We start from the raw sequence: 20,287 nt of genomic DNA on the forward strand, positions 1-20,287 counted from the left end.
ACATGTGAGAAGGTTTTTTTGTTGTGCACCTCAAAGATAATTTGAGATACTTAAATTCCTTCTCACTTTTTTAATCGTTTAGGACGCTATTGGTTGAAGAATATTTGAATAAATATTGTTTCCACTACTATTATAAATATCCAATGTTGTCTCCTCTCTTAGTTTTGGGAAGAAAACTTCGAAACGTCCGTTGTTTGGGTTTTTGCCAATAAAAAAATCAGGATCTACTGGATCATCTTCTTTACTTTGATAATCAGCGTCAAATTGGAGTTGCCAGCTAAACTCTTTTATCAAATTACTGGAGAATATAAAATCCCACTCCAAATAATAATTGGTGTTTTCCGTAATGGAATCCAATGCTATTGAAGTTAACAAATATTGGTTGTGCGTGATTTCAGAAAAATCAACATATCCCAACCATTTATTGCTTTCGCAGGAACCTTTGTATAAACTTAGTCTTTCTAATCCAGAACGCCTTAACTCAGAGGTCTCAACATTTATAATGTAACGTCCTGATTTATCAGGGCGAAATTTATACATAAGTCTGGAACCATTAAATGTAGAGTAAATGGCACCAGGCCTTGCGGGTTCAGCATCAAAGCAATCGCCACTACCAGAGAAATGAAATGGAGACAGGCTCCACCAATAATCTGTTTTTCCGTTTTCGGGCAATGCCCATTTTAGGTAATGTTTTGTATTTGCCGATAACTTATAAAACGGAACATTCATGCCTGACGCTATGGGACTTAATTTTGATTCGCTGTAAAGAAATTTGGCATAAAGTTCAATATCACTGTTTGCTTTTATCGCTTTGTCTGATTCTATGGTGTAGTAGGCATCCTCTTCTCCCGATAGCACAAACCAGTCATTGATAAATCCGGTGTGCCCCAACAGCCGGGTGTTGACTGTCAGGGTATCCATATATCGCTCTTGAATGTTCCAGGTGAAACTGTCTCCGGGTTCACTAATGCATTCAATTATATAGGAACCGCCGCTTAGACGTATAATCTCTGCTTCGGTGGAATCTGCATTAAAATAAATCCCATCGTACCAGCTATCGTATCTGGGTAGCACATTCAGTTTTCTGGTTTTTCCATCCTGACGAGGAATGGATATATGATAGAAATGTTTCAGAGGAGTGTTCCCAAAAGCAAAGTACTGACTAGTGCTGTTTGATAGAGTTCTTTCATTTATTCCCAGATGGGCTTCCAGGGGGTCATCTTTGTCGTCCCCCTTTGCAATGTAAATGAATTCCCAGTTGTACGGTGCCGTTATTTTGTCCCCTTTCCAGCGAATATAGTAAGTTTCATTGCCCTCACACGGCCATGATAACCGGGCTTGTTTACTACTCCCATACCTGTCGCTGCTGTATATTTCTGTATATTCTATGCCATCAGAGCAACCAGAATGAAATTCCACTTCTGTGTCCTCTTCTGTTAACCCAACTGAGTTAAGGATAATTGTTCCATCGTGTGGTGGAGTGAATTTATACCAGATATCATTATTACTGGTGTGTTCGGCATGGTTGATGCCGTTTATAACCTCTTTGGCATCGAGACAGAAACCAGTGAGTGGATAAGTCTGTTCTGACAATTCCCACTGAAACTGATAATTTGAAATATAACCCCAGGTAATATAATAAGTGGAATCTTTTAATGCTACAAAATCGTGTTTGCTTTTGGAACCACAATATGTGATATCAACCCGGTTAAGTCTCTGACCGCAATTTTTATAAATGTTAGGTTGAAGAAGAATGTCAAGGTCGTCTTCAATGTTGCAACGGGAAATGGTGATTTCAGCATTGCTTTTTGCGGTGTAACTATACCATCGATGGTTGTCAGAATTGGTTGTGTGGAGTCCTTCATCAATTGCTGCGGCATTGCTGCAGCGTGTACCCTCTTCAAAGGCGGCTTCTTCAAGATTCCATTCCATGCTGAAGTCTGTTCCGGTTGTGGTTGACTGGAATTTTATGTAATAGGTATTGCCGGGTTGTACTTCGAGTTGTATTGTTTTTTGGTTTTCTCCGCAATCCTTGCTTTCCAGTCTTCTGTCGCTATTGCTGTTATTTGCAAATACTTGAATGTTTGGAAAAAACGACGACTCTATTCCGCAGTTAGAAAGAATTAGTCGTCCCTCAATGCTTGTTGTGTATTTAAACCATTGAATGTTGGTATCTGTAAAAACTGCCTCGTTTAATCCTTCGATTGCATTGTATGCAACCCTTCTATCAGAGCCTTCCGTTAATGGTGTTTCGGAAAGAGTAAAAGGATAGGGATTGTTTGAAAAATCTTCAATCCAGCAAAGATATATGGTATCGTTGGGATTACAATAAAACTCAATATCAGACTGATGGCCACAGCCACTCCCACTGAATATTGAAGTGGATACCTGATTGATGCTGTCAAATACAAGAACGAAAGTATTCTCCTCTGTCAAATCGCATGTGCTTATTCTTATCTTTCCAAAGCTTTGCGGCACGTAATAATAGTAGGTTGGCATGCGATTGGTCTTGGTCATTTCATTCATTCCCTCCAATGCTTCCAGTGCATTTGTTATAAGGTCGCCGGTAACGGTTTCTTTTTCAGTGATTGTCCACTCAAAGAGTGCATCAGAATTATTGTTGAGCCATCGAAAGTACAGAGGTTCTCCGGTTTTGCATCGTGCGGCTGCTTTACCAAAATCCAGACTGCGTGTTGTAAGAGCTATTGAATTGTTATATGGTCGGTATATTTCAAGCCGGGGCATTGGCGACAAATCATGGGGCATGTCAATTTCTATTTTGCCTGTGCTTTGCGGATAATAGACAAACCAGTGGTCTGTGTTGGTTTTGATTTGATGGTTGCCTGCAGTTATTTCCAACGGGTGTTCCTTGGTTCCTACCGTTTGCTCTGTCTCATTGATTGCAACATCGTAGAAGCCTTCAATGTGGCGACCCTTGGTTTTTATCAATACTTTTTCGCCGGGTTTCAGGTAAATATCTGCATTGTCTTTTCCTGCCGAAATCATTGAGTCGCAGGAGTGATAAAATTCAATGTCTACGAATTGTTTATTGTTTTCCAGACCGGTTGCAGCTACATTGACAATGGATCGTATACTGGCAGTGTATTCAAACCAATAATCGGTGTTGCCCAATACGGTCTGATTGTTTTCCGGAGATATATTTTTAGGTGCTGAACAAAATTGCGGATTTTTCTTCAAATCCCAATAAATTCCCTCTAAAGAGCTAAAGCCGGAGTTCCCAATATAAATCAAATAGGCAACTGATTCTTCAGCATTGAAGACAACTCTCCCTTCTTTGCCCTGTATGTTATTGGTAGTATCTGAAGCCAGCATTTTGCCGGATGCTTCGTTGAAAAGCTGGATGGTCGTTTCGGCATAAGCATCGTATTGCGTAGCAATCATTACATCGCCGCCAGCGTTGGGGGTGTAACGAAACCATTCTCCTGTTTTGTATCGTGTTCTGGCATAATGAACACCTTCACTTATATCTTTGGGGTTATGTTTGTTGATACCGGGCTTAGTGTCTACTTTGCCGGCATGAAAATGGAACATTCATTGATGACGTACCCTTATTATATAGTCAACATCTTTTTTATAATTAAAGTAATAATAATCAGGCTCCCAATCATTTATTTTATAATAAACCGGAACCTCCTTATCTAACAGTTTTTCCCAAACTTCAATTTTGAAGTTTGCATCGTAAGAAATTCCAAATTTTAAATACCCTGTTGAATCTGCCTTGAATTCATACCAAAAGTCAATCCCTGTCTGCGGATTGAACTCAACTTGCTTGTCAATGGGTATTGTTTTCGGCATTTCTGATGTTTTGCCTTCCTGTGGAGTTTTATTGGTCATTTTCCAAAACAAACCAAACGAGGGGCTATTTTGGTTTTTCCAACGGAAATAATAAATCTCTCCCTCACGGGGAGAGAATGAAAAATTACTTCTGTAAGGTGCATGTGTGGATTGAACGAGGTTTTTTTGATCCACGCAGGTTTGATAGATTTCATATTAATAATTAGAGCTTTCCATTCCTACCCATTGATTCCCGTCACTAACATATTTGTACCAGACTTCATGACCGGGAGGTATCTGAAATTCCATTGTTTCATCTGTAACTTCAATGGCTGTGGAGTGATGCTCTCCTGGTCTTAAATCTTCTTCTATGCAATCCCAATCGTAACCTGTTTCTGCATAAATACCTCTCCATCTGATGATATATACGGAATTGGGTTCAGCAAGAAATTTCACCCTTGATTGGGCATTTTTATAGTCATCATTTCTCAGAAATGGTTGTTTGTGGCCTTCATAATAAACTTCAACGTAAGTGTCGGTATCAGTTTTATCAACGGAAGATATGATGACCCATGTGGGGGTATCGGTGCGGTAGAGAAACCACTCATCAGCTCCATTTTCATGTTTGCTGTGATAAGTTCCGGCGGTTATTTCTTTTAATGGTGCATTGGTCTGAGCAAGAGTAGATGCAGAACTAAATATTAGCAGAACTAAAAGAGAAAAGTAATGTTTCATGTTGATCATCTATGAATTAAGGTTAAAAAAGACTCTGAAAATAAGATTTTTTTCACTAAATACTCAAGAATTCTGAATAATTGATCTGAATCCACCTAAAGCTTACTTGTTCTTACATGCACGAATTACATCGGATAGTTCATTAACTCGAAAAGACTCTAGTGGTAAACATCAAGCCACCTCTCAAGCCGTGACATTTCTTTTTCCATCTGCACTACAGCACTGTCATAGCAGGCACTAAGTTTTTTTGGATTATTTTCCAATCGTGAAACCAGATTTCCATTGTCGGGACGAATGACAAAGACCCTCCCCTCCTGCTCCAGGCGGTCAATCAAATCCAGTTTGGCGTTATACTCTTCTGTACGCTTTCGAATGCACTGAACCAGTTTTGGGTACCGGCGGTATCGAAAACGCAATAGCCATGAAGAGCGGCTTGGTTTTTTACGATAACCTTTGGGACGGGTTAGTACCACCACGGCTCTTTCATTACCATCGGCCAGGGCTTTGGCCACAGGGATAGAGTCGCAAAGTCCGCCATCCATGTATTGATGACCATTAATGCTAATGGGTTTGGAAATCATCGGCAATGCCGATGTAGCCGAAAGCCAATCCCGAAATTCCTCCGGACATTCAGTTCGCAACTCATAATATTCAGGCAGTCCGGTTGCAATGTCGGTTACCACCACCTTCAATCGCGAATCTGATTGGCTATAAGCATGATAATCAAAAGGAACATATTGAAGCGGAATTTCATGATAAATAAAACTCCAGTTGAAATAGCTGCCTGTTTTGAGCAAATTCTTGAAACTACAGTAACGTGGGTCGTTTACATACCGATTAACTTCCAGATTCCGGCGATACTGACGAGCCACGTAAGAAACGCTGTAAGCGGCTCCGGCAGAAACCCCAATCATATACCTGAAAAACAACCCCGATTCCTGATATGCATCGAGCACAGCAGCAGTAAAAATCCCTCTGAACCCTCCACCTTCAAGCACCAGGGCTACGTTATGGGTTGAATTATTGTTATTAGTCATTGAAAAAGCATCCATAAATTGTCGAAAAGTCTGCTTAAAATTACGAGGATTTGGAGAAAAAAATGAAATTTAAACCAGGAAATATCTAAAAAAACAATCCCCAGATAAACCAATAAATATTTACCTTTGAAATTAAAACCAACCATCAAATTGAGACAACAACATGCAAAAAGTCCTGAATTTTCTGAAAAAAATAAGCGAGAACAACAACAGAGAGTGGTTTGAGGCAAATAAAAATGAGTATCTGGAAGCGAGGGATATCTTTAACAGTTTTGTGGAGAAATTAATTGCCGGAATTGGAACTTTTGACCCTTCAATTAAAGGATTAACGATAAAGGATTGCACATACAGGTTTTATCGGGACATTCGTTTTTCGACCAACAAAATGCCGTTCAAAACGCATTTTGGTGCATACATCTGTCCCCATGGCAAAAAATCGGGATATTCAGGTTATTATTTCCATATAGAACCTAAAGGTGAAGGATTTCTTGGTGGTTCGCAACTAGATACAGGACTTTACCGTCCCGAACAGAAAATATTAAACAGCATTCGTGAAGAGATCTCTCTTAACGGTGATCAATTTGAAGAGACCATAATAGCAGCCAAGGGTTTTCGGCTCGATGATGACCAACCTTTGAAGAGGGTTCCGCGCGGATATCCTGCCGACTCCCCCTATGCAGAATATCTGAAACTGAAGAATCCAATCCTTTGCAAACAGGTTGATGAGGAATTTATACTGGATAAAAACCTTCTGGAGAACACCATCAAAGCATTCAACAAAACGGTTGCATTTAACACATGGCTGAATAAAGCCGTGAAATATGCGTTTGAAGAAAAATAGTTCCCCCAATATTCTAAATCAATCAACACCGCATTTCTCTCGTTGGTCAAATAAATATTTCCATTGCTTGTTTTTGGTATTAAATTGCTTCTATGAAAATTCATGAGGGGTTTGACCTCTCATGGTATTTCGCATTGTAAATGACCATTTATTTTTGTTCAACCTAAACTATACTCTATGCAAAAAATAAAGATTGTTTCTCTTTTCTGTCTTTTTGGATGGTTTTTACCTGTTACCTCAAATGCTCAAAATGTTGAAGAACTGGTTTCAAAATACACATCAGAAAATGGACAGAAATATATGCAGCCATTTGCCGATGCTTTTTCGGCAAATCTGAACAGCGGACTGTTTCATAATGCAGTGATAAACAAACTTGGGTTTCAGATTTATCTTGGAATTGAAACGCAATTGGCAGTTATTCCTTCTAGTCAGAAATTTATGACCGCCTCCGCCGAAGGCGACTATTTTCCCTCCACACGAGTGGAAAACGTTCCAACCGTTTTTGGTCCATCGGAGGGAAAACGAGTTGAAGATCCAAACACCGGTTTGGTTTATGTTTTCCCGGGAGGACTAGACATCGGCTACGTACCCATGATTACCCCTCAACTAACAGTTGGTTCGGTTTACGGTACTGATTTAACCATTCGGTTTGCCGGAACAAAAAAAATCGAAGATGTTGGCGATATTTCTCTGTTTGGATGGGGGCTCAGGCACAGTATAGATCAATATTTCCCGCTGCCATTCAGCTCCGCCATTGGTTTTTACAATCAGAAATTCAAGTTTGGAGACTATTTGGATGCATCCTCCTCAATTATAAGTCTTCAAGGAAGTTACTCCATACCTTTTCTCACCTTATACGGCGGTTTGGGTTATGAAATGGGAAGCATGAAGATCAGTTATGAATACGAAAATCTTGAGAATGGCCAAACCGAGGAGATCAGATTCGATCTGACACCGGGAAATACCATCAGGTTAACCACAGGGTTTGGATTAAATCTTGGTCCAGTAAATTTGCATGCAGAATACAATTTGGCTAAACAAAGTACGATTTCTGCCGGTTTAGGTATTGGATTCGGATATAAGTAACAATTAAAACCAAAACAATATGAAGAAAATAATTTTTAATATAGTTATCACAGCCTTACTTTTAGCTGGCTGTGGAGATAAAGAGATCTATCTTTATCCTTCATTTACCGAATCAGGAACCGCATTTGTGCATCATGAAGGTGCATTTGCAGAATCTGCTGATATTGATGTAAGAGAAATTCAGGATGCCATAAAGGATCTTGATACCGATGGAGAAATTACGGATGTTATGGTTGAAGGAATTTTTCTGGATGTTGCATTAAATGCAACACCAGAGCAACCTGCCAATACTGCCGAAGAAGTTGTTTCTTCCATTTTCATTACCGGTTGGGACAACACAGAATACATACTCGTAGAAAACCTGACTATCAGCCTGAATGCCACAACACAATCAGTTAATCTGAATCAATATTTGAAAAAACCGGGAGTTGATCAATTGCGAAATATACTTAAAGCAATTGCCTACAACACAGTGCCCCACGGTAAAAATCAAATCAGCATCAGAATTGAAGGAAACACCTTCCCCAATTCAACATTTATAAATGCAAAAATGGACGTTAGAATTAAAGTGGTTGTTGAATACAAAGACGAAGTAAAAGGTTTGTAACTCTTTAAATTTGCAAAGAAACTACGTAGAAATTTTGTTTAACAAATTTGAGAAAATTAACCACAATGATCACTAAGTTTTTCACCAAGCGCACAATATTTTTCTATCAACAATAATTACCTGGTGTTCTTTGTGCTTCCTTTGTGTCCATTGTGGTTAGTCTTCTTTTTAACACACTATGTTAAAATTCTCAAAACCCCTTGGAAGGTAAATTATTGAAATCCTCTTTATCGCGTCCTACTCTGTTAATGTTTTTCCCTCCGCCAAACTGCCAGCGCGCGTAAAACCAAAGAGGCAATTCTGATAAAGAAATATTTCCTGATGCATTTGAGGAAAAATCGTTTCCATTTATCTCAAAGGCGTGATAAGCAAATGTCCCTGATAAAGGGAGCGCAGATTTCAAACCGGCCGTCAGGTTTTTTCCTATTTTTTGGTCAAGCGTAATAAAATAGAGTGCATCGTGCCAGTATTTGTTTTGAAACGTGGTGACCGGACTGTTGTGTTGAAACATCACCGATGCAGAGGTGCTTTTTCCCAGCTCAACAGCTGCCGAAAAGGCCGTTTCAACGGCCATATCGGTTACACGACCAATATTTCCTGTTGACTCACTGATGTTTCTGTAAACCTTAACATATGGACTGATTGAAACTCTGTTCAATAAATTTACCGCCGCAACCATCTCTATTCCATACTGCTCAACACCACCCAGATTCAGATAATTCCGCTCCAATAAACCTGAACTGTTAAGCTCTGTATATCCTCCAACAAAGTTTGAATGGTGATTAAAAAACAGCTGCGATGAGAAAAAACCTGAACCAAAACCCAAAGAGTGCTCAAGTTGAAAATTGTTGGAAAAAGATGGTTTCAACGCAGGATTCCCGACACTTGAAAACATGGGGTCGTGCATCATTAACTGAGGGTTCATTTGGTAAATGTGTGGCCGGCTTATCATCCGGGTATATCGCATTTCCAATCGGTGGCCATTCTCAAAGGTAAAACCGGCTCTAAAGGACGGAAAAAAATCAACATCCGAATAATCTCCTACTGTTTGTTCACTGACCTTTCGCTCCTCCATCCTGATGCCGCTGCCAAATCCAAAACGGCCATATTGACCGGAGATTTCAGAATAGACTCCCAGGAGATTTTCACGATATCTAAAATCATCGTTCTGCCGTTCTTTCATTTCGGTTCTCACATGCCTGAAACCACTTCTCAGCAACAAACTTTCATTGAGTGCTATTTTGTGGTCAATTTTCATGCTGTAGTTGATTTGATAAGGATTCACTGAATTGCTGAAATCATCTGCGTCATCAAACTCAAACCAGGTCTGGTTTTCACCTTTAAATCTGAAAATCGTCACATCTGTCGAGATTTCATGATTAGAATTGAATGAATGCCGGTAGTAGAGCGAATAAAATGAGCGATTGTTTCGGTCGTTGTCACGCTTACTCCCATCATGACTGTATAGAGTTTCCCCATTCTCTGTCAGGCGATGGAGTAAATTGCCATCGTGTTCATTTGAAAATGGGTTGGTGTAGGCATAGAAGTTGAAAAGATTTCGTTCATTCAGATAAAAATCGAAACCATAATGAAACCTGTGTGAGCGATAATCCTGAACAACTTCCTGAACGGAAGTAAAATCTCTTGTCAATCCATCGAGCGAAGCCGTATGACGGCTTCGCTCTTCAATATCGAAACCACTGAATTCGCCATCGTATGATGTAAAGAAATTGAATTTTCCTATTCCAACATTTAAACCGAAATTAGGGAATAGATAATACTCATTTTGAGTAATGGGCGCTTCAACATGCACATGACCATTCCATCCGGTTTCCCGTTCCTTTAATATAACATTAATGACTCCATCCGTTACAGCCTCGTAACCCGCTCCCGGAGCCATATTCACCTCCACCTTCAGAATGCGGGAAGCATCCAACTGACGAAGAAAATTCAAATCCCTTTCAATGTTATTAACCAGTACTTTGATGTTTTGTCGTCCCTGAATGGTCAGGTTTTGCATCAAATCAATCTGAACGCCTGGAATCAGGCTCAAAACATCCACACCTGTTGCCGATACCTTTTCCATTCGGTTATTGACATGATAAGTGGTTAAAACTCCGTTTGAACCGGCACGACGCCGCTCGGCCACTATCAGAGCCTCTCCAATTTCATGGGTTTGAGCGTGCAAATAAATATCCCCGAGATTTAAATCTCGTTCTGATAAATCAATAAGATGTGATACCGAATGGAAACCTATAAAGCCAATTTCCAACAGATAATTTCCCGGTAATATACCGGAAATGTGAAACTCTCCATCATAATTGCTGATGACTCCTGCCATCAGGGATGAATCTGCTGGGTTCAACAACACGACAGTTGCCGATGGCAACGGTTCAGAAAAATCTGCATCATATATTCTTCCGGAAATAACAGAGGAACTTTGTACCGATTGAGCAACTAATCCTACAAGGATGGTAATGACTAAAATTTTAAATGGCGTTTTCATGGTTTTCACAGATTAAATTTTGCAATTAAATGACAACTGCAAGTACCGAAATCAATGAAAACCCTCCAAAAACAAGGGATACATGACAACAATTTGTGACCGGCAACAATTTTCGTATTTAAAATTGTGACCAATTACAAACTCTTGTGATGAACAGCAAAGATTAAAAATGACGCAGGAATTCAGGATTTTGATTTGAGAGCCATCAGGCTCTCAAATTTTTCTGCATTTTGGCGCGAAACCGGAACAACCACATCGGTTCCATCCAAAAATAAACGATAACCGGAAGAGTTACCCTGATGTTTTTTTATCCGGTTAAGGTTAACAATAAATCCCCGGTGTGACCGAAAAAAATGCGGGTATTTTTCAAGTTGCCACTGAATGTTGTTGATGGAGTTTCGGATGAGTTTCTTCACCACTTTATTATCGCTTATGATATGGAAGGCAACATAGTTCCCTTCCGATTCAGCATACAGAAACTCCGACAAGTTAAATTTCAGATGCTCCTTTTTTAAGGATGAGTGTATCTCTGTTTCATCCTCACCGGATGAAACAGAACGAGGCATTGCTTCACTCAAAACAACCCGCTGACCGGGCAATAATAGCTGCACATTTTTTAAAAACAGAATACCAAAGGGCACTATGCCTACAACCATGGTGCGTGCAACCGAATCAACGAAGGTGGGAAAATTCCATCGGCTTACAGACGAATCCTCAATAATAAAACCTGTGAAAAATACACCCACACCTGTAAACATCAATATCAGGAACGTTCCTGACAGCTCTTTAACGAGTGTCCAACGTGAAAGATTTTTGAAAAAAGGAAATAAACGTAAGAAACGAATAGAAAGATAAACAATAAAAACAACTGCCAGACAATACAACGCCATGGTAAGTTCATAACCAAAATACAATGACGCTTGCGTTCCCATTGGTCTGTAAATAAGCACAAACAAATAACTTACGGCACCAACAATCATGGCACCCATTCCCGGCCGGAGAAAAAAATAGTTTGGCGGGAACTTAATGTTCAGGATATTTTGGAACCAAGAGGACATAAAGTTGTTTTTGAAATCACCATTTGGTTGATTTTACCCAATCCACAGTAAAACGTGCATTTTCATAGGGAATATCAGGTAAAAACCCGTGGCCAAGATTCAGAATCCATTTCGGATTACTACGGAAAAACGGTTTTAGTTTTTCAAGTTCCACAGCAATCACCTCTTGAGGAGCATACAACAACCGCGGGTCGATGTTTCCCTGCAAACCCACTTCCGGATGTATCATTTCACGTGCATCGGCCAACGGCATTTGCCAATCGATGCTAACAAAATCACACAAATCGGGGGTGATGGCTTTAAATCCGGTGGAAAATCCTTTCGGGAAAAAGATGAAGGGCGTGCCAGTGGCGCGCACAGCTTTACCAACTTTCTCAACAGCGGGCATAAACAATTCCATGTACATCTCAGTAGGAATCAACCCGGCATGCGTTTCAAACAACTGAAACACCTCCACCCCATGCTCAATCTGCTTCAAAGCATAATGAACCGAAAAATCGGCTATGGCATCAATCAGTTTTTTAGATTCTGTTTTGTTGCTGAAAAGAAATTTCATGGCATCGGGAAAATTCCCATTGCTGCTAACGCCCTGCAGCATGTAACACATGGTGGTTAACGGGGCACCGCAAAAACCAATCAGGGGCACATTTTGCGGTCTGCGCCGCAAAATTTCATCTATCACATCATAGATATACTCCAGTTTTTGAGGATTTTCTTTCAGATGTTCCACCGGGGAAGAGAAGTTGCTTAACGGTGTTGGAAACACCGGTCCGCTATCTGTCCATTTCAACTCCATCCCCATGGCATTGGGAATCACCAGAATATCAGAAAAAAGAATGGCTGCATCAACTCCCAAATCGGCAATTGGCATCAGCGTTACCTCCGCAGCCAGATTTGGGTTGGCCATCATTTCACGAAAAGAGTGGCTCTCCTTGAGTTTATTGTAATTGGGCAATACACGGCCTGCCTGTCGCATAAACCAAACCGGTGGGCGTGGTGTCGTTTCTCCCCTGAGTGTATCTAATAATATTGACTTCATGTGGTTATCTCTAATATGTTAAGCAAATGCCTGAATCACCTTCTCGATGTCTTCATCTGTGTGCGCATCGGAAATAAAGGTACACTCAAATGCCGAAGGCGCAAAATAAATTCCTTTATCCAACGAAGCGTTGAAATGCCGGGCATATTTTTCTGTATCGGAAGTCATGGCATCGTTAAATCCATTTACTTCTGCCAATTCAGTAAAAAAGAGTGTCATCATGGAACCTATTCGGTTAATCACACCAGGGGTTCCGGTTTCTTTAAGTCGCTCCCTCAAACCCTCTTCAAGACGTGCAGCTTTGCGCTCCAGCTCGTTGTATATAGATGGGTTGTCATTCAAAATCTGAAGCATTTGGCTTCCTGCAGCCATGGCCAGTGGATTTCCGCTTAAGGTTCCGGCCTGATAAACCGGACCGTTTGGCGCCAGCATGTCCATAATCTCTTTGCGGCCTCCGTATGCGCCAACAGGAAGACCTCCTCCAATAATTTTTCCCATGGTGGTTAAATCGGGTATTACCCCCATCCGCTCCTGTGCACCACCCGGTGCCAGTCGGAATCCTGTTATTACCTCATCGAAAATCAACAAGGCGTCATGTCGATTGGTTAGGTCTCTTAATCCTTCAAGAAAACCGGGTTTTGGAAGAATCACACCCATATTTCCGGGCACCGGCTCCACGATAACGGCAGCAATTTCACTTCCGTATTCGCTAAACAAAGCCTCCACAGAATCCAAATCATTATACTCGGCAGTGAGCGTATCGGCAGCAGCAGCCTTTGTAACCCCGGGGCTATCGGGCAAACCCAAAGTCATGGCTCCTGAACCGGCTTTAATCAAAAAACTATCGGCATGTCCATGAAAACATCCGGCAAATTTTACCACTTTGTCTTTGCCGGTAAAACCTCTTGCCAACCGCAATGCACTCATGGTTGCTTCAGTTCCGGAATTCACCATACGCACCTTCTCAACCGATGGAACCATGGATGTAATCAACTCAGCCATCTCATTTTCTGCAAGAGTTGGGGCGCCATAACTGGTTCCTTTTTTCGCTGCTTTCTGGATGGCTTCAACAATCTCCTCCCTGGCATGTCCTAAAATCATAGGCCCCCATGATGCGACAAAATCGGTGTAACAGTTCCCGTCAATATCCCATACTTTGGAGCCCTTGGCTTTGTCGATGAACAAAGGGTTTCCGCCTACACTTTTAAATGCGCGTACAGGAGAATTAACTCCTCCCGGCAGTAATTCCAAAGATTTTTTAAACGCTGATATGCTTTTATTGATGTTTCTCATATGTATATTTTGTTTTTTCTGATTGATTACGCCCTTTCTATATTGTAATCAAAAACCAACTAAATATTTACGCCAAATTCTTTCGCATGATATGTAATGATAACATCAGCGCCTGCTCGCTTAATAGAAGTAAGGATTTCTGTAATCATTCGCTTTTCATCAATCCAACCATTGGCACCGGCTGCTTTCACCATGCTGAATTCTCCACTTACATTGTAGGCTACCACCGGAATATTAAATGTTGACTTTACCCGTTGGATGATGTCAAGATAACTTAAAGCCGGTTTAACCATTACCAAATCTGCGCCTTCAGCTATGTCCTGTTCCACTTCACGCAGTGCTTCATCGCTGTTGCCCGAATCCATTTGATAGGTTGAACGATCGCCAAATTGGGGAGCACTCTCCGCAGCATCTCTAAATGGTCCGTAAAATGAAGATGCATACTTGGCAGAATAAGCCATGATGGGCGTTTTAATAAATCCACCATCATCCAAAGCTTTACGGATGGCCGCCACTCGGCCGTCCATCATATCGCTGGGGGCAATGACATCGGCTCCGGCGGCTGCCAAAGCCATGGCTTGTCCGGCAAGAGTAACCAATGTCAGGTCGTTGTCCACATCCCCATCTATAATGGTTCCGCAATGGCCATGCGTCGTATATTCACAATTGCAAACATCGGCCACAATCAGCACATCGCTCACCTCTTTTTTTATGGCACGAATGGCACGACAAACAATGGCATCGTGCTCACATGCCACGTCTCCGGTTTCATCTTTCTCTTCGGGAATACCAAAAAGCAAAATTTTATGAATACCGGCACTTTGAATCAAATCTTTAACCTCATCAACCAACAAATCAATGGACCATTGAAAATTTCCCGGCATGGATGCAATGGGGTTTTTAACTCCGCTTCCGGGACACACAAAATAGGGCATAATCAGGTCATCGCGATTGACTTCGGTTTCGCGAACCATATCCCGCATCAGTTTACTTTGTCGTAATCTTCGTAATCGTGTGATTGGAAATGACATGTTTTTTATGTTTTAAGGTTATAAGTTTTTTGTTTAGGGTTTAGAGTTTAGGGTTTAGAGTTTAGGGTTTAGAGTTTAGGGTTTAGGGTTGTGGGTTTATGGTTGATACTATTGTTTCTGCAAGTCCTTTGTAATTTTGGTTTGTTGCTTCGCCGGATGGCTCAATGCCATATCTCCTGATTTGCGCGGAGGTAACAGTGCCTATGCTGACAAAACGTAATCTTTCCTTGTTGTTTTTCATATGCAGCATCAGATTATCTACTGCTGAAGGACTGGAAACCGCGATATAACCGTAATCATCGGATTCTATTTTCGCAATTGCTTTGAGGTTGATATTTCTGGGTATTGTTGTTTCATACACATCGACCCGATGCACAATGAAATCCTGCTCCAGTGAGTTTTCCATAACATTGGAGGCCAGCTTTCCAACTGCCAGCAAGACTCTATCTCCCGATGTGGCAAGTTCTTTAAACTCCTCAGCAAATCGTGCACCTGAGTGACCACTCCCAATAAAGTCGGCCTGATAGCCAATATTTTTAAGAGCTTCGGCTGTTGAATTACCAATGACAGCAATTTTGGTATTCTTAATATCAGAAACCTTTTTTAAAAAAGGTTTTAATGCATTTTTACTGGTAAAAATTATCCAATCGAATTCGAGCACAGGGTCCGGAATAGAAAAATCAATGGCTTTTACCTCAATCAAAGGGGCTTCCACTACTTTAACGCCAAAAGAGTTCATGATTTTTAGAAAAATATCATCACCCTCTGGCACAGGGAAAGTCCTTATGACCAAACTGTTAATCATTACCTCTAATGGATTCCAGGATTTTCTCAGCTCCGGCGTCAAGCATCGAAAAAGCCATTTCGATGGCTTTTTCAGTGGCTTCATCCAAAGTTGTTTCCATTACATCTTTAACAATAATTCGCCCATCCAAAGAAGCTACCATCGCCCTCATTTTCATATTACCATCTGCAACCTCAGAAAAACAGGCCACAGGAACCTGACAACCACCCTCCATGGTCCGCAAAAAAGCGCGTTCGGCCATTACCTGATACCAGGTTGGTAAATGATTAATGGCATCAATAATTGGATATATTTCTTCGTCGCCCTCGCGAATCTCGATGGTAACGGCTCCCTGACTGACCGCAGGCATCACCGTTTCGGGCTCCAGATACTGGGTGATGAGATGCTCCAAACCAAGTCGCTGAATGCCTGCACCTGCCATTATTAAAGCATCGCAATAACCATCGCTCATTTTTTGAATGCGGCTGTTTACATTTCCACGGATATCGACAATATTCAGAGCGGGGTTGTAATGCAACAGTTGCGCCTGACGGCGCAAACTGGAAGTGGCAATTTTATCTTTGCTCGTAAATGTCGATAAAGGCCTTTTATCTCTAGACAAAAAAACATCCCGAACCTCTCCCCTCTCCAAAACCCCTCCCAATATAAGATTATCGGGCAATTCCGTTGGCATGTCTTTCAAGCTGTGAACGGCCAAGTCAATGTCCCCATTGAGCAATGCCTGTTCTATTTCTTTGGTAAACAAACCTTTATCGCCAATTTTGGAGAGTGCCACATCAAGAATGATATCGCCCTTGGTTTTAATCACCACGATTTCAGTCTGTATATCGGGGAATGCACTTTGTAGTTGTTTTTGAACCTCATGTGCCTGCCAAAGTGCCAGTTGACTTCCACGGGTTCCTATTTTTATGGTACGATTCATGGATTTTTGTCAAAGAGTTGATTGATAACATCTACAAATTCAGTAATACGTCCATTATCGGAAACTGATTTTAATTGGCGGACAATTTTGCTTTTCAGTTTCTTGGACATATGCCGGTTAAATTTTTGTATTTGTTGCAACTCCTCTTCCGAAAAATCTTTAGTAAATACTTTCAACTCTTTTTCATAAACCGCATCAATTACTTTATCGATGTTTTGAATGGCAGGCGCCAGTTTTTGCTGATTCAACCAATGGGTAAACTCATCTACTTTGGTTTCCACAATCTCCTCGGCTACTTCAACAAACTCTTGTTTACGCTCTGCATTCATAGCTATAACTTCCTCTAAATCATCTATATTATATAAAGTAATGGATGGAATTGCTGTAATGTCCGTATCTAAATTACGTGGTACTCCCAAATCAATCATCAAAATATTCGCATGACCATTTAAATGCGGTTGTACCAACCCGGCATTCAGGATGGGCTCTTTGCCAGCAACAGATGTAATAATAACTTCAGCATCGTGAAGCCCTCCCAACAAATTATTGTATGGCAACACACTACAATTGAATGCAGTGGCGAGTTGTTGTGCCGTTTCTTCTGTTCGGTTGATCAAGCTGATGTTTTGACAACCCTTTTTATGCAGGTTTTTCAAAACCAATTCCCCTGTATCTCCGGTTCCGATTATTAAAATATTTCGCTCAGGCAGATCAGGAAACTGCTCAAAACATTTTTCCACAGCGGCAGAACTCACGGAACAAGCCCCCCGATTAAAGGGCGTGCTCATTCTCACTTGTTTACTGCACTCCAAGGCTTTATTAAAAAATCTATGAAAGAGTGTTCCAATGCTGCCTCGCTCTTCGGCTTCGGTATAGGATGATTTTATTTGCGATACAATCTGATACTCACCTAAAATCATTGAATCCAATCCGGAAGTAACTCTGAATAAATGACGAACCGTATCTTCATGAAAATAGTTAAACAGATAAGGCTGAATGTCCTCATCGAATTGCTTAATTTGGAACAAAGCCTTTTGAACCAATTTGGTAGCTCCACTTGAACAGATACCCTCAGCCGAGAAATAGATTTCAGTTCGATTACATGTTGATAGTATAACCAAATCCTTGAAATAGTTGGCAGCCATGATTTTTTCGGCAAGCAAATCGGCCTCTGCACTATCTAACGCCAACTGCTCACGAACTTTCACGGGTGCTGATTTCTGACTAACTCCAATAACTCCAATCATATCGCTTTCTTATTCTACCTGGTTTTTTGTTTATAAAACACACTAAAAATAGCGTCCCGAAAACATACTACCTCTCATTTACTGTCTGAATTACAAAAACTTTCAGTGTCTAATAATTCAAAAACTCATACCATGAAATATAATTTCCGATAAAATTAAGACTTTTTATACTTGAATCCATGAAATTTATACAAAAATATCCTGAATAGGGTGGTTATCATTGTTTTTTCAAATGAACCCATTTACAGGAGTGCAGGTTCTGAATTCTAAACAATAATAGGGGATTTCTAAAATTTGTGGTATTTTTTATGTCAGAAAGATGCCAGGGCTAACGCCCCTTGGTAAATTGGATTGGGCTATGCTGCTACGAAGACATCAGGGCTACGCCCCTAATTTAATATAGGGACTTCCTTATCTACGAAGATATTAGGGCTACGCCCCTAAAGAAAACAGTTCGTTTATATTTCACGAAGATATTGGTACGACACCTCAATCCTTTGATTAACCGGGGATGACATTTTGCTATGTTTGGTACAATGTCCTTTTGTCAAAACAAGATGGTTTTACCGATAAAATAACATGAATACATCCATTGTAATTCAATGCTCATTATTTTTAGGGGCGCTAGCCCTGTAATCTTCGTAGAAAAAGTGCTAAATATTGGAAATGGAGGGGCGCTAGCCCTGAAATCTAATCATTAACCAATCGATTTTGTTCATAGGTGTTTCATGGGCATCGGTGTTATGATAGTAAGATGCCAGGGCTAGCGCCCCTTGGTAAATTGGATTGGGCTATGCTGCTACGAAGATATCAGGGCTACGCCCCTAAATTTATTAATATAGGTTGTTTCATTTCTACGAAGAGACTAAAGCCCAAATAAAAAAAAGGAAATGTAAAAAAGGGGCGAGAACCATGTTGAATCCCTTGAACATAAATCTGTTAATCATAGATAAGGGGCGTAGCCCTGTAATCTTCGTAGAATAGGAGGTTAATAACGAAAATGGAGGGGCGCTAGCCCTGAAATCTATTCATTATCATGCCAATCGAAAAGGTATTTTGGATCATACTCAACATCAAATTTCTTTAGAAAATTCAAATATTCATCTTTAAACGATTGCTTTTTGTGATGCTCAGGTTGATTTAAAATATATTTAACCACCTTGTCAATATGTGATTTGGAATAGGTAAATGCTCCATAACCATCTTGCCAGCTGAAAAATCCATGAATATATTTTTTATTATTTAACCAATTAGATGAACCGGATTTTATTTGTTCTACTAATTTAGATACAGATATAATTGGATGTATGCCAACTAAAATATGCGTGTGGTCAGGATTGCAATAAATTGCATAGGTTTTTGATTTCTGATTGCTAATAATTCCACAAATTACTTTTTCCAGTTCAATTCTGAATCTTTCTCTAATAAGGTTTTCTTTCCCTTTTACGGTGAAAACGTACTGAACGTAAAGTTGGGTGTAGGTGTTAGCCATGTTGTTGCATTTTATTATCTAAATATAATTGTTTATTTTTTTAGTATGAATAGAATTTGGTGAATTTTGTTTTATGAAAACAAGATGCCAGGGCTAACGCCCCTTGGGAAATTGGGTTGGGCTATGTTGCTACGAAGATATCAGGGCTAAAGCCCCTAAATTTAATATAGGTTGTTTCATTTCTACGAGGATGCCAAGACTATCGCCCACATTTTAAAATACTGATATAATAGTCGCGAAAATCAGTAAACCTTAAAACAGGTCATGTAATTTTTATATTGAGCTAAAGAAATAAACTATATCGGGCATAAAATTTGCTGTTTGAGCGATTAGCAGTGGAGTTTTGTCCTTATTTTTCATAATTTCGTATTCAGATGTTTTAATACTAATAATACCTTTCAAACTTTAATATAATGAAGAAGTTTCTATATTTTTTCGGACTATCAATACTGGGTGTATTGATATTTACCGGGTGTGATAAAGACGATGATTTTGATGATGCACTTTTGACAGGGAAATGGCAATCAGGAACACTATTTGAACGCTACTTTGCCAACGGAACCGGCTACAGATGGAATACTGCAGATGATGTTCGTGAGGATGAAGCTCAGGATTTTACATGGACACTTGTAAAAGACGAATTAACACAAATCCATATTATGGAAATAGGTGGCAACGTGCCTCGTTACTATTCAGTAACTGAACTCACGAGTACGCGCCTCAGATACGAAGGTCATGGACGCAAATATTCATTTACGAAAGTAAATAATTAAAACAATATTTGATTTACTAA

17 protein-coding genes are annotated in these 20,287 nt (G+C 40.2%); 4 read left to right on the forward strand and 13 right to left on the reverse strand.

Annotated features, from left to right (window positions below; genetic code table 11):
• Window positions 1-78 precede the first annotated feature (78 nt).
• The 4 genes from B5X70_RS14215 to B5X70_RS14230 all read right to left on the reverse strand — a co-directional run bounded on the left by B5X70_RS14215 (window position 79) and on the right by B5X70_RS14230 (window position 5,582).
• A complete protein-coding gene (locus B5X70_RS14215) occupies window positions 79-3,552 on the reverse strand; it encodes a hypothetical protein (protein ID WP_079558575.1) in 3,474 nt (1,157 codons plus the stop codon).
• Complete coding sequence (locus B5X70_RS14220) at window positions 3,553-3,990, reverse strand: hypothetical protein (protein WP_079558576.1); 438 nt, start codon at window positions 3,988-3,990, stop codon at window positions 3,553-3,555.
• Window positions 3,991-4,011: 21 nt separating this feature from the next.
• A complete protein-coding gene (locus B5X70_RS14225; protein WP_079558577.1) occupies window positions 4,012-4,539 on the reverse strand; it encodes a hypothetical protein in 528 nt (175 codons plus the stop codon).
• Between the two features lie 149 nt (window positions 4,540-4,688).
• Complete coding sequence (locus B5X70_RS14230; protein ID WP_079558578.1) at window positions 4,689-5,582, reverse strand: patatin-like phospholipase family protein; 894 nt, start codon at window positions 5,580-5,582, stop codon at window positions 4,689-4,691.
• Between the two features lie 148 nt (window positions 5,583-5,730).
• Here B5X70_RS14230 and B5X70_RS14235 point away from each other — a divergent pair, with 148 nt between their 5' ends.
• The 3 genes from B5X70_RS14235 to B5X70_RS14245 all read left to right on the forward strand — a co-directional run bounded on the left by B5X70_RS14235 (window position 5,731) and on the right by B5X70_RS14245 (window position 8,101).
• Complete coding sequence (locus tag B5X70_RS14235; RefSeq protein WP_079558579.1) at window positions 5,731-6,408, forward strand: DUF2461 domain-containing protein; 678 nt, start codon at window positions 5,731-5,733, stop codon at window positions 6,406-6,408.
• 177 nt (window positions 6,409-6,585) lie between these two features.
• Window positions 6,586-7,494: a DUF6588 family protein gene (locus tag B5X70_RS14240; protein WP_079558580.1), complete on the forward strand. Its 909-nt coding sequence runs from the start codon at window positions 6,586-6,588 to the stop codon at window positions 7,492-7,494.
• Between the two features lie 19 nt (window positions 7,495-7,513).
• Window positions 7,514-8,101 carry a hypothetical protein gene (locus B5X70_RS14245; protein ID WP_079558581.1) on the forward strand — a complete coding sequence of 196 codons (588 nt, stop codon included), beginning with the start codon at window positions 7,514-7,516 and terminating at the stop codon, window positions 8,099-8,101.
• Window positions 8,102-8,291: 190 nt separating this feature from the next.
• On the opposite strand, the gene B5X70_RS14250 is transcribed toward B5X70_RS14245, so the two are convergent.
• The 9 genes from B5X70_RS14250 to tnpA all read right to left on the reverse strand — a co-directional run bounded on the left by B5X70_RS14250 (window position 8,292) and on the right by tnpA (window position 19,494).
• Window positions 8,292-10,607 (reverse strand): TonB-dependent receptor, encoded by a 2,316-nt coding sequence (locus B5X70_RS14250; RefSeq protein WP_079558582.1) that lies wholly within the window; start codon window positions 10,605-10,607, stop codon window positions 8,292-8,294.
• 182 nt (window positions 10,608-10,789) lie between these two features.
• Window positions 10,790-11,665 (reverse strand): LytR/AlgR family response regulator transcription factor, encoded by an 876-nt coding sequence (locus B5X70_RS14255; RefSeq protein ID WP_079558583.1) that lies wholly within the window; start codon window positions 11,663-11,665, stop codon window positions 10,790-10,792.
• A 16-nt stretch (window positions 11,666-11,681) separates the two neighbouring features.
• Window positions 11,682-12,704, reverse strand: a complete 1,023-nt coding sequence (gene hemE, locus B5X70_RS14260) for a uroporphyrinogen decarboxylase (protein ID WP_079558584.1) — start codon at window positions 12,702-12,704, stop codon at window positions 11,682-11,684.
• Window positions 12,705-12,722: 18 nt separating this feature from the next.
• Entirely contained in the window at window positions 12,723-13,997 is a 1,275-nt protein-coding gene (hemL, locus tag B5X70_RS14265) for a glutamate-1-semialdehyde 2,1-aminomutase (protein WP_079558585.1), read from the reverse strand.
• 59 nt (window positions 13,998-14,056) lie between these two features.
• The gene (gene hemB / locus B5X70_RS14270) at window positions 14,057-15,028 is read right to left on the reverse strand and encodes a porphobilinogen synthase (protein WP_079558586.1); all 972 of its coding nucleotides are present in this window, start codon (window positions 15,026-15,028) and stop codon (window positions 14,057-14,059) included.
• An 82-nt stretch (window positions 15,029-15,110) separates the two neighbouring features.
• Window positions 15,111-15,833 carry a uroporphyrinogen-III synthase gene (locus B5X70_RS14275; RefSeq protein ID WP_159450011.1) on the reverse strand — a complete coding sequence of 241 codons (723 nt, stop codon included), beginning with the start codon at window positions 15,831-15,833 and terminating at the stop codon, window positions 15,111-15,113.
• Window positions 15,826-16,755: a hydroxymethylbilane synthase gene (gene hemC, locus B5X70_RS14280; protein WP_079558588.1), complete on the reverse strand. Its 930-nt coding sequence runs from the start codon at window positions 16,753-16,755 to the stop codon at window positions 15,826-15,828. Before hemC ends, B5X70_RS14275 begins: the two co-directional genes overlap by 8 nt.
• Window positions 16,752-18,002, reverse strand: coding sequence for a glutamyl-tRNA reductase (hemA, locus tag B5X70_RS14285; RefSeq protein WP_079558589.1), 1,251 nt, complete (start codon window positions 18,000-18,002; stop codon window positions 16,752-16,754). Before hemA ends, hemC begins: the two co-directional genes overlap by 4 nt.
• Window positions 18,003-19,026: 1,024 nt before the next feature.
• Window positions 19,027-19,494, reverse strand: a complete 468-nt coding sequence (tnpA, locus tag B5X70_RS14290; RefSeq protein ID WP_079558590.1) for an IS200/IS605 family transposase — start codon at window positions 19,492-19,494, stop codon at window positions 19,027-19,029.
• 413 nt (window positions 19,495-19,907) lie between these two features.
• On the opposite strand from tnpA, the gene B5X70_RS14295 reads away from it, so the two are divergent.
• Entirely contained in the window at window positions 19,908-20,267 is a 360-nt protein-coding gene (locus tag B5X70_RS14295) for a hypothetical protein (RefSeq protein WP_079558591.1), read from the forward strand.
• Window positions 20,268-20,287: the final 20 nt, after the last annotated feature.

Source organism: Alkalitalea saponilacus, from assembly GCF_900168165.1.
Lineage (GTDB): Bacteria > Bacteroidota > Bacteroidia > Bacteroidales > Marinilabiliaceae > Natronoflexus > Natronoflexus saponilacus.

Bases quoted from the DNA above. Each gene is read 5' to 3' on its own strand.
- hemE (WP_079558584.1), bottom strand. From the start codon at position 12,704: ATGAAGTCAATATTATTAGATACACTCAGGGGAGAAACGACACCACGC.
- B5X70_RS14295 (WP_079558591.1), top strand. From the start codon at position 19,908: ATGAAGAAGTTTCTATATTTTTTCGGACTATCAATACTGGGTGTATTG.
- B5X70_RS14215 (WP_079558575.1), bottom strand. From the start codon at position 3,552: ATGTTCCATTTTCATGCCGGCAAAGTAGACACTAAGCCCGGTATCAAC.
- B5X70_RS14275 (WP_159450011.1), bottom strand. From the start codon at position 15,833: ATGATTAACAGTTTGGTCATAAGGACTTTCCCTGTGCCAGAGGGTGAT.
- B5X70_RS14240 (WP_079558580.1), top strand. From the start codon at position 6,586: ATGCAAAAAATAAAGATTGTTTCTCTTTTCTGTCTTTTTGGATGGTTT.
- B5X70_RS14225 (WP_079558577.1), bottom strand. From the start codon at position 4,539: ATGATCAACATGAAACATTACTTTTCTCTTTTAGTTCTGCTAATATTT.
- B5X70_RS14235 (WP_079558579.1), top strand. From the start codon at position 5,731: ATGCAAAAAGTCCTGAATTTTCTGAAAAAAATAAGCGAGAACAACAAC.
- B5X70_RS14255 (WP_079558583.1), bottom strand. From the start codon at position 11,665: ATGTCCTCTTGGTTCCAAAATATCCTGAACATTAAGTTCCCGCCAAAC.
- B5X70_RS14230 (WP_079558578.1), bottom strand. From the start codon at position 5,582: ATGGATGCTTTTTCAATGACTAATAACAATAATTCAACCCATAACGTA.
- tnpA (WP_079558590.1), bottom strand. From the start codon at position 19,494: ATGGCTAACACCTACACCCAACTTTACGTTCAGTACGTTTTCACCGTA.
- B5X70_RS14250 (WP_079558582.1), bottom strand. From the start codon at position 10,607: ATGAAAACGCCATTTAAAATTTTAGTCATTACCATCCTTGTAGGATTA.
- hemB (WP_079558586.1), bottom strand. From the start codon at position 15,028: ATGTCATTTCCAATCACACGATTACGAAGATTACGACAAAGTAAACTG.
- B5X70_RS14245 (WP_079558581.1), top strand. From the start codon at position 7,514: ATGAAGAAAATAATTTTTAATATAGTTATCACAGCCTTACTTTTAGCT.
- hemL (WP_079558585.1), bottom strand. From the start codon at position 13,997: ATGAGAAACATCAATAAAAGCATATCAGCGTTTAAAAAATCTTTGGAA.
- hemA (WP_079558589.1), bottom strand. From the start codon at position 18,002: ATGATTGGAGTTATTGGAGTTAGTCAGAAATCAGCACCCGTGAAAGTT.
- hemC (WP_079558588.1), bottom strand. From the start codon at position 16,755: ATGAATCGTACCATAAAAATAGGAACCCGTGGAAGTCAACTGGCACTT.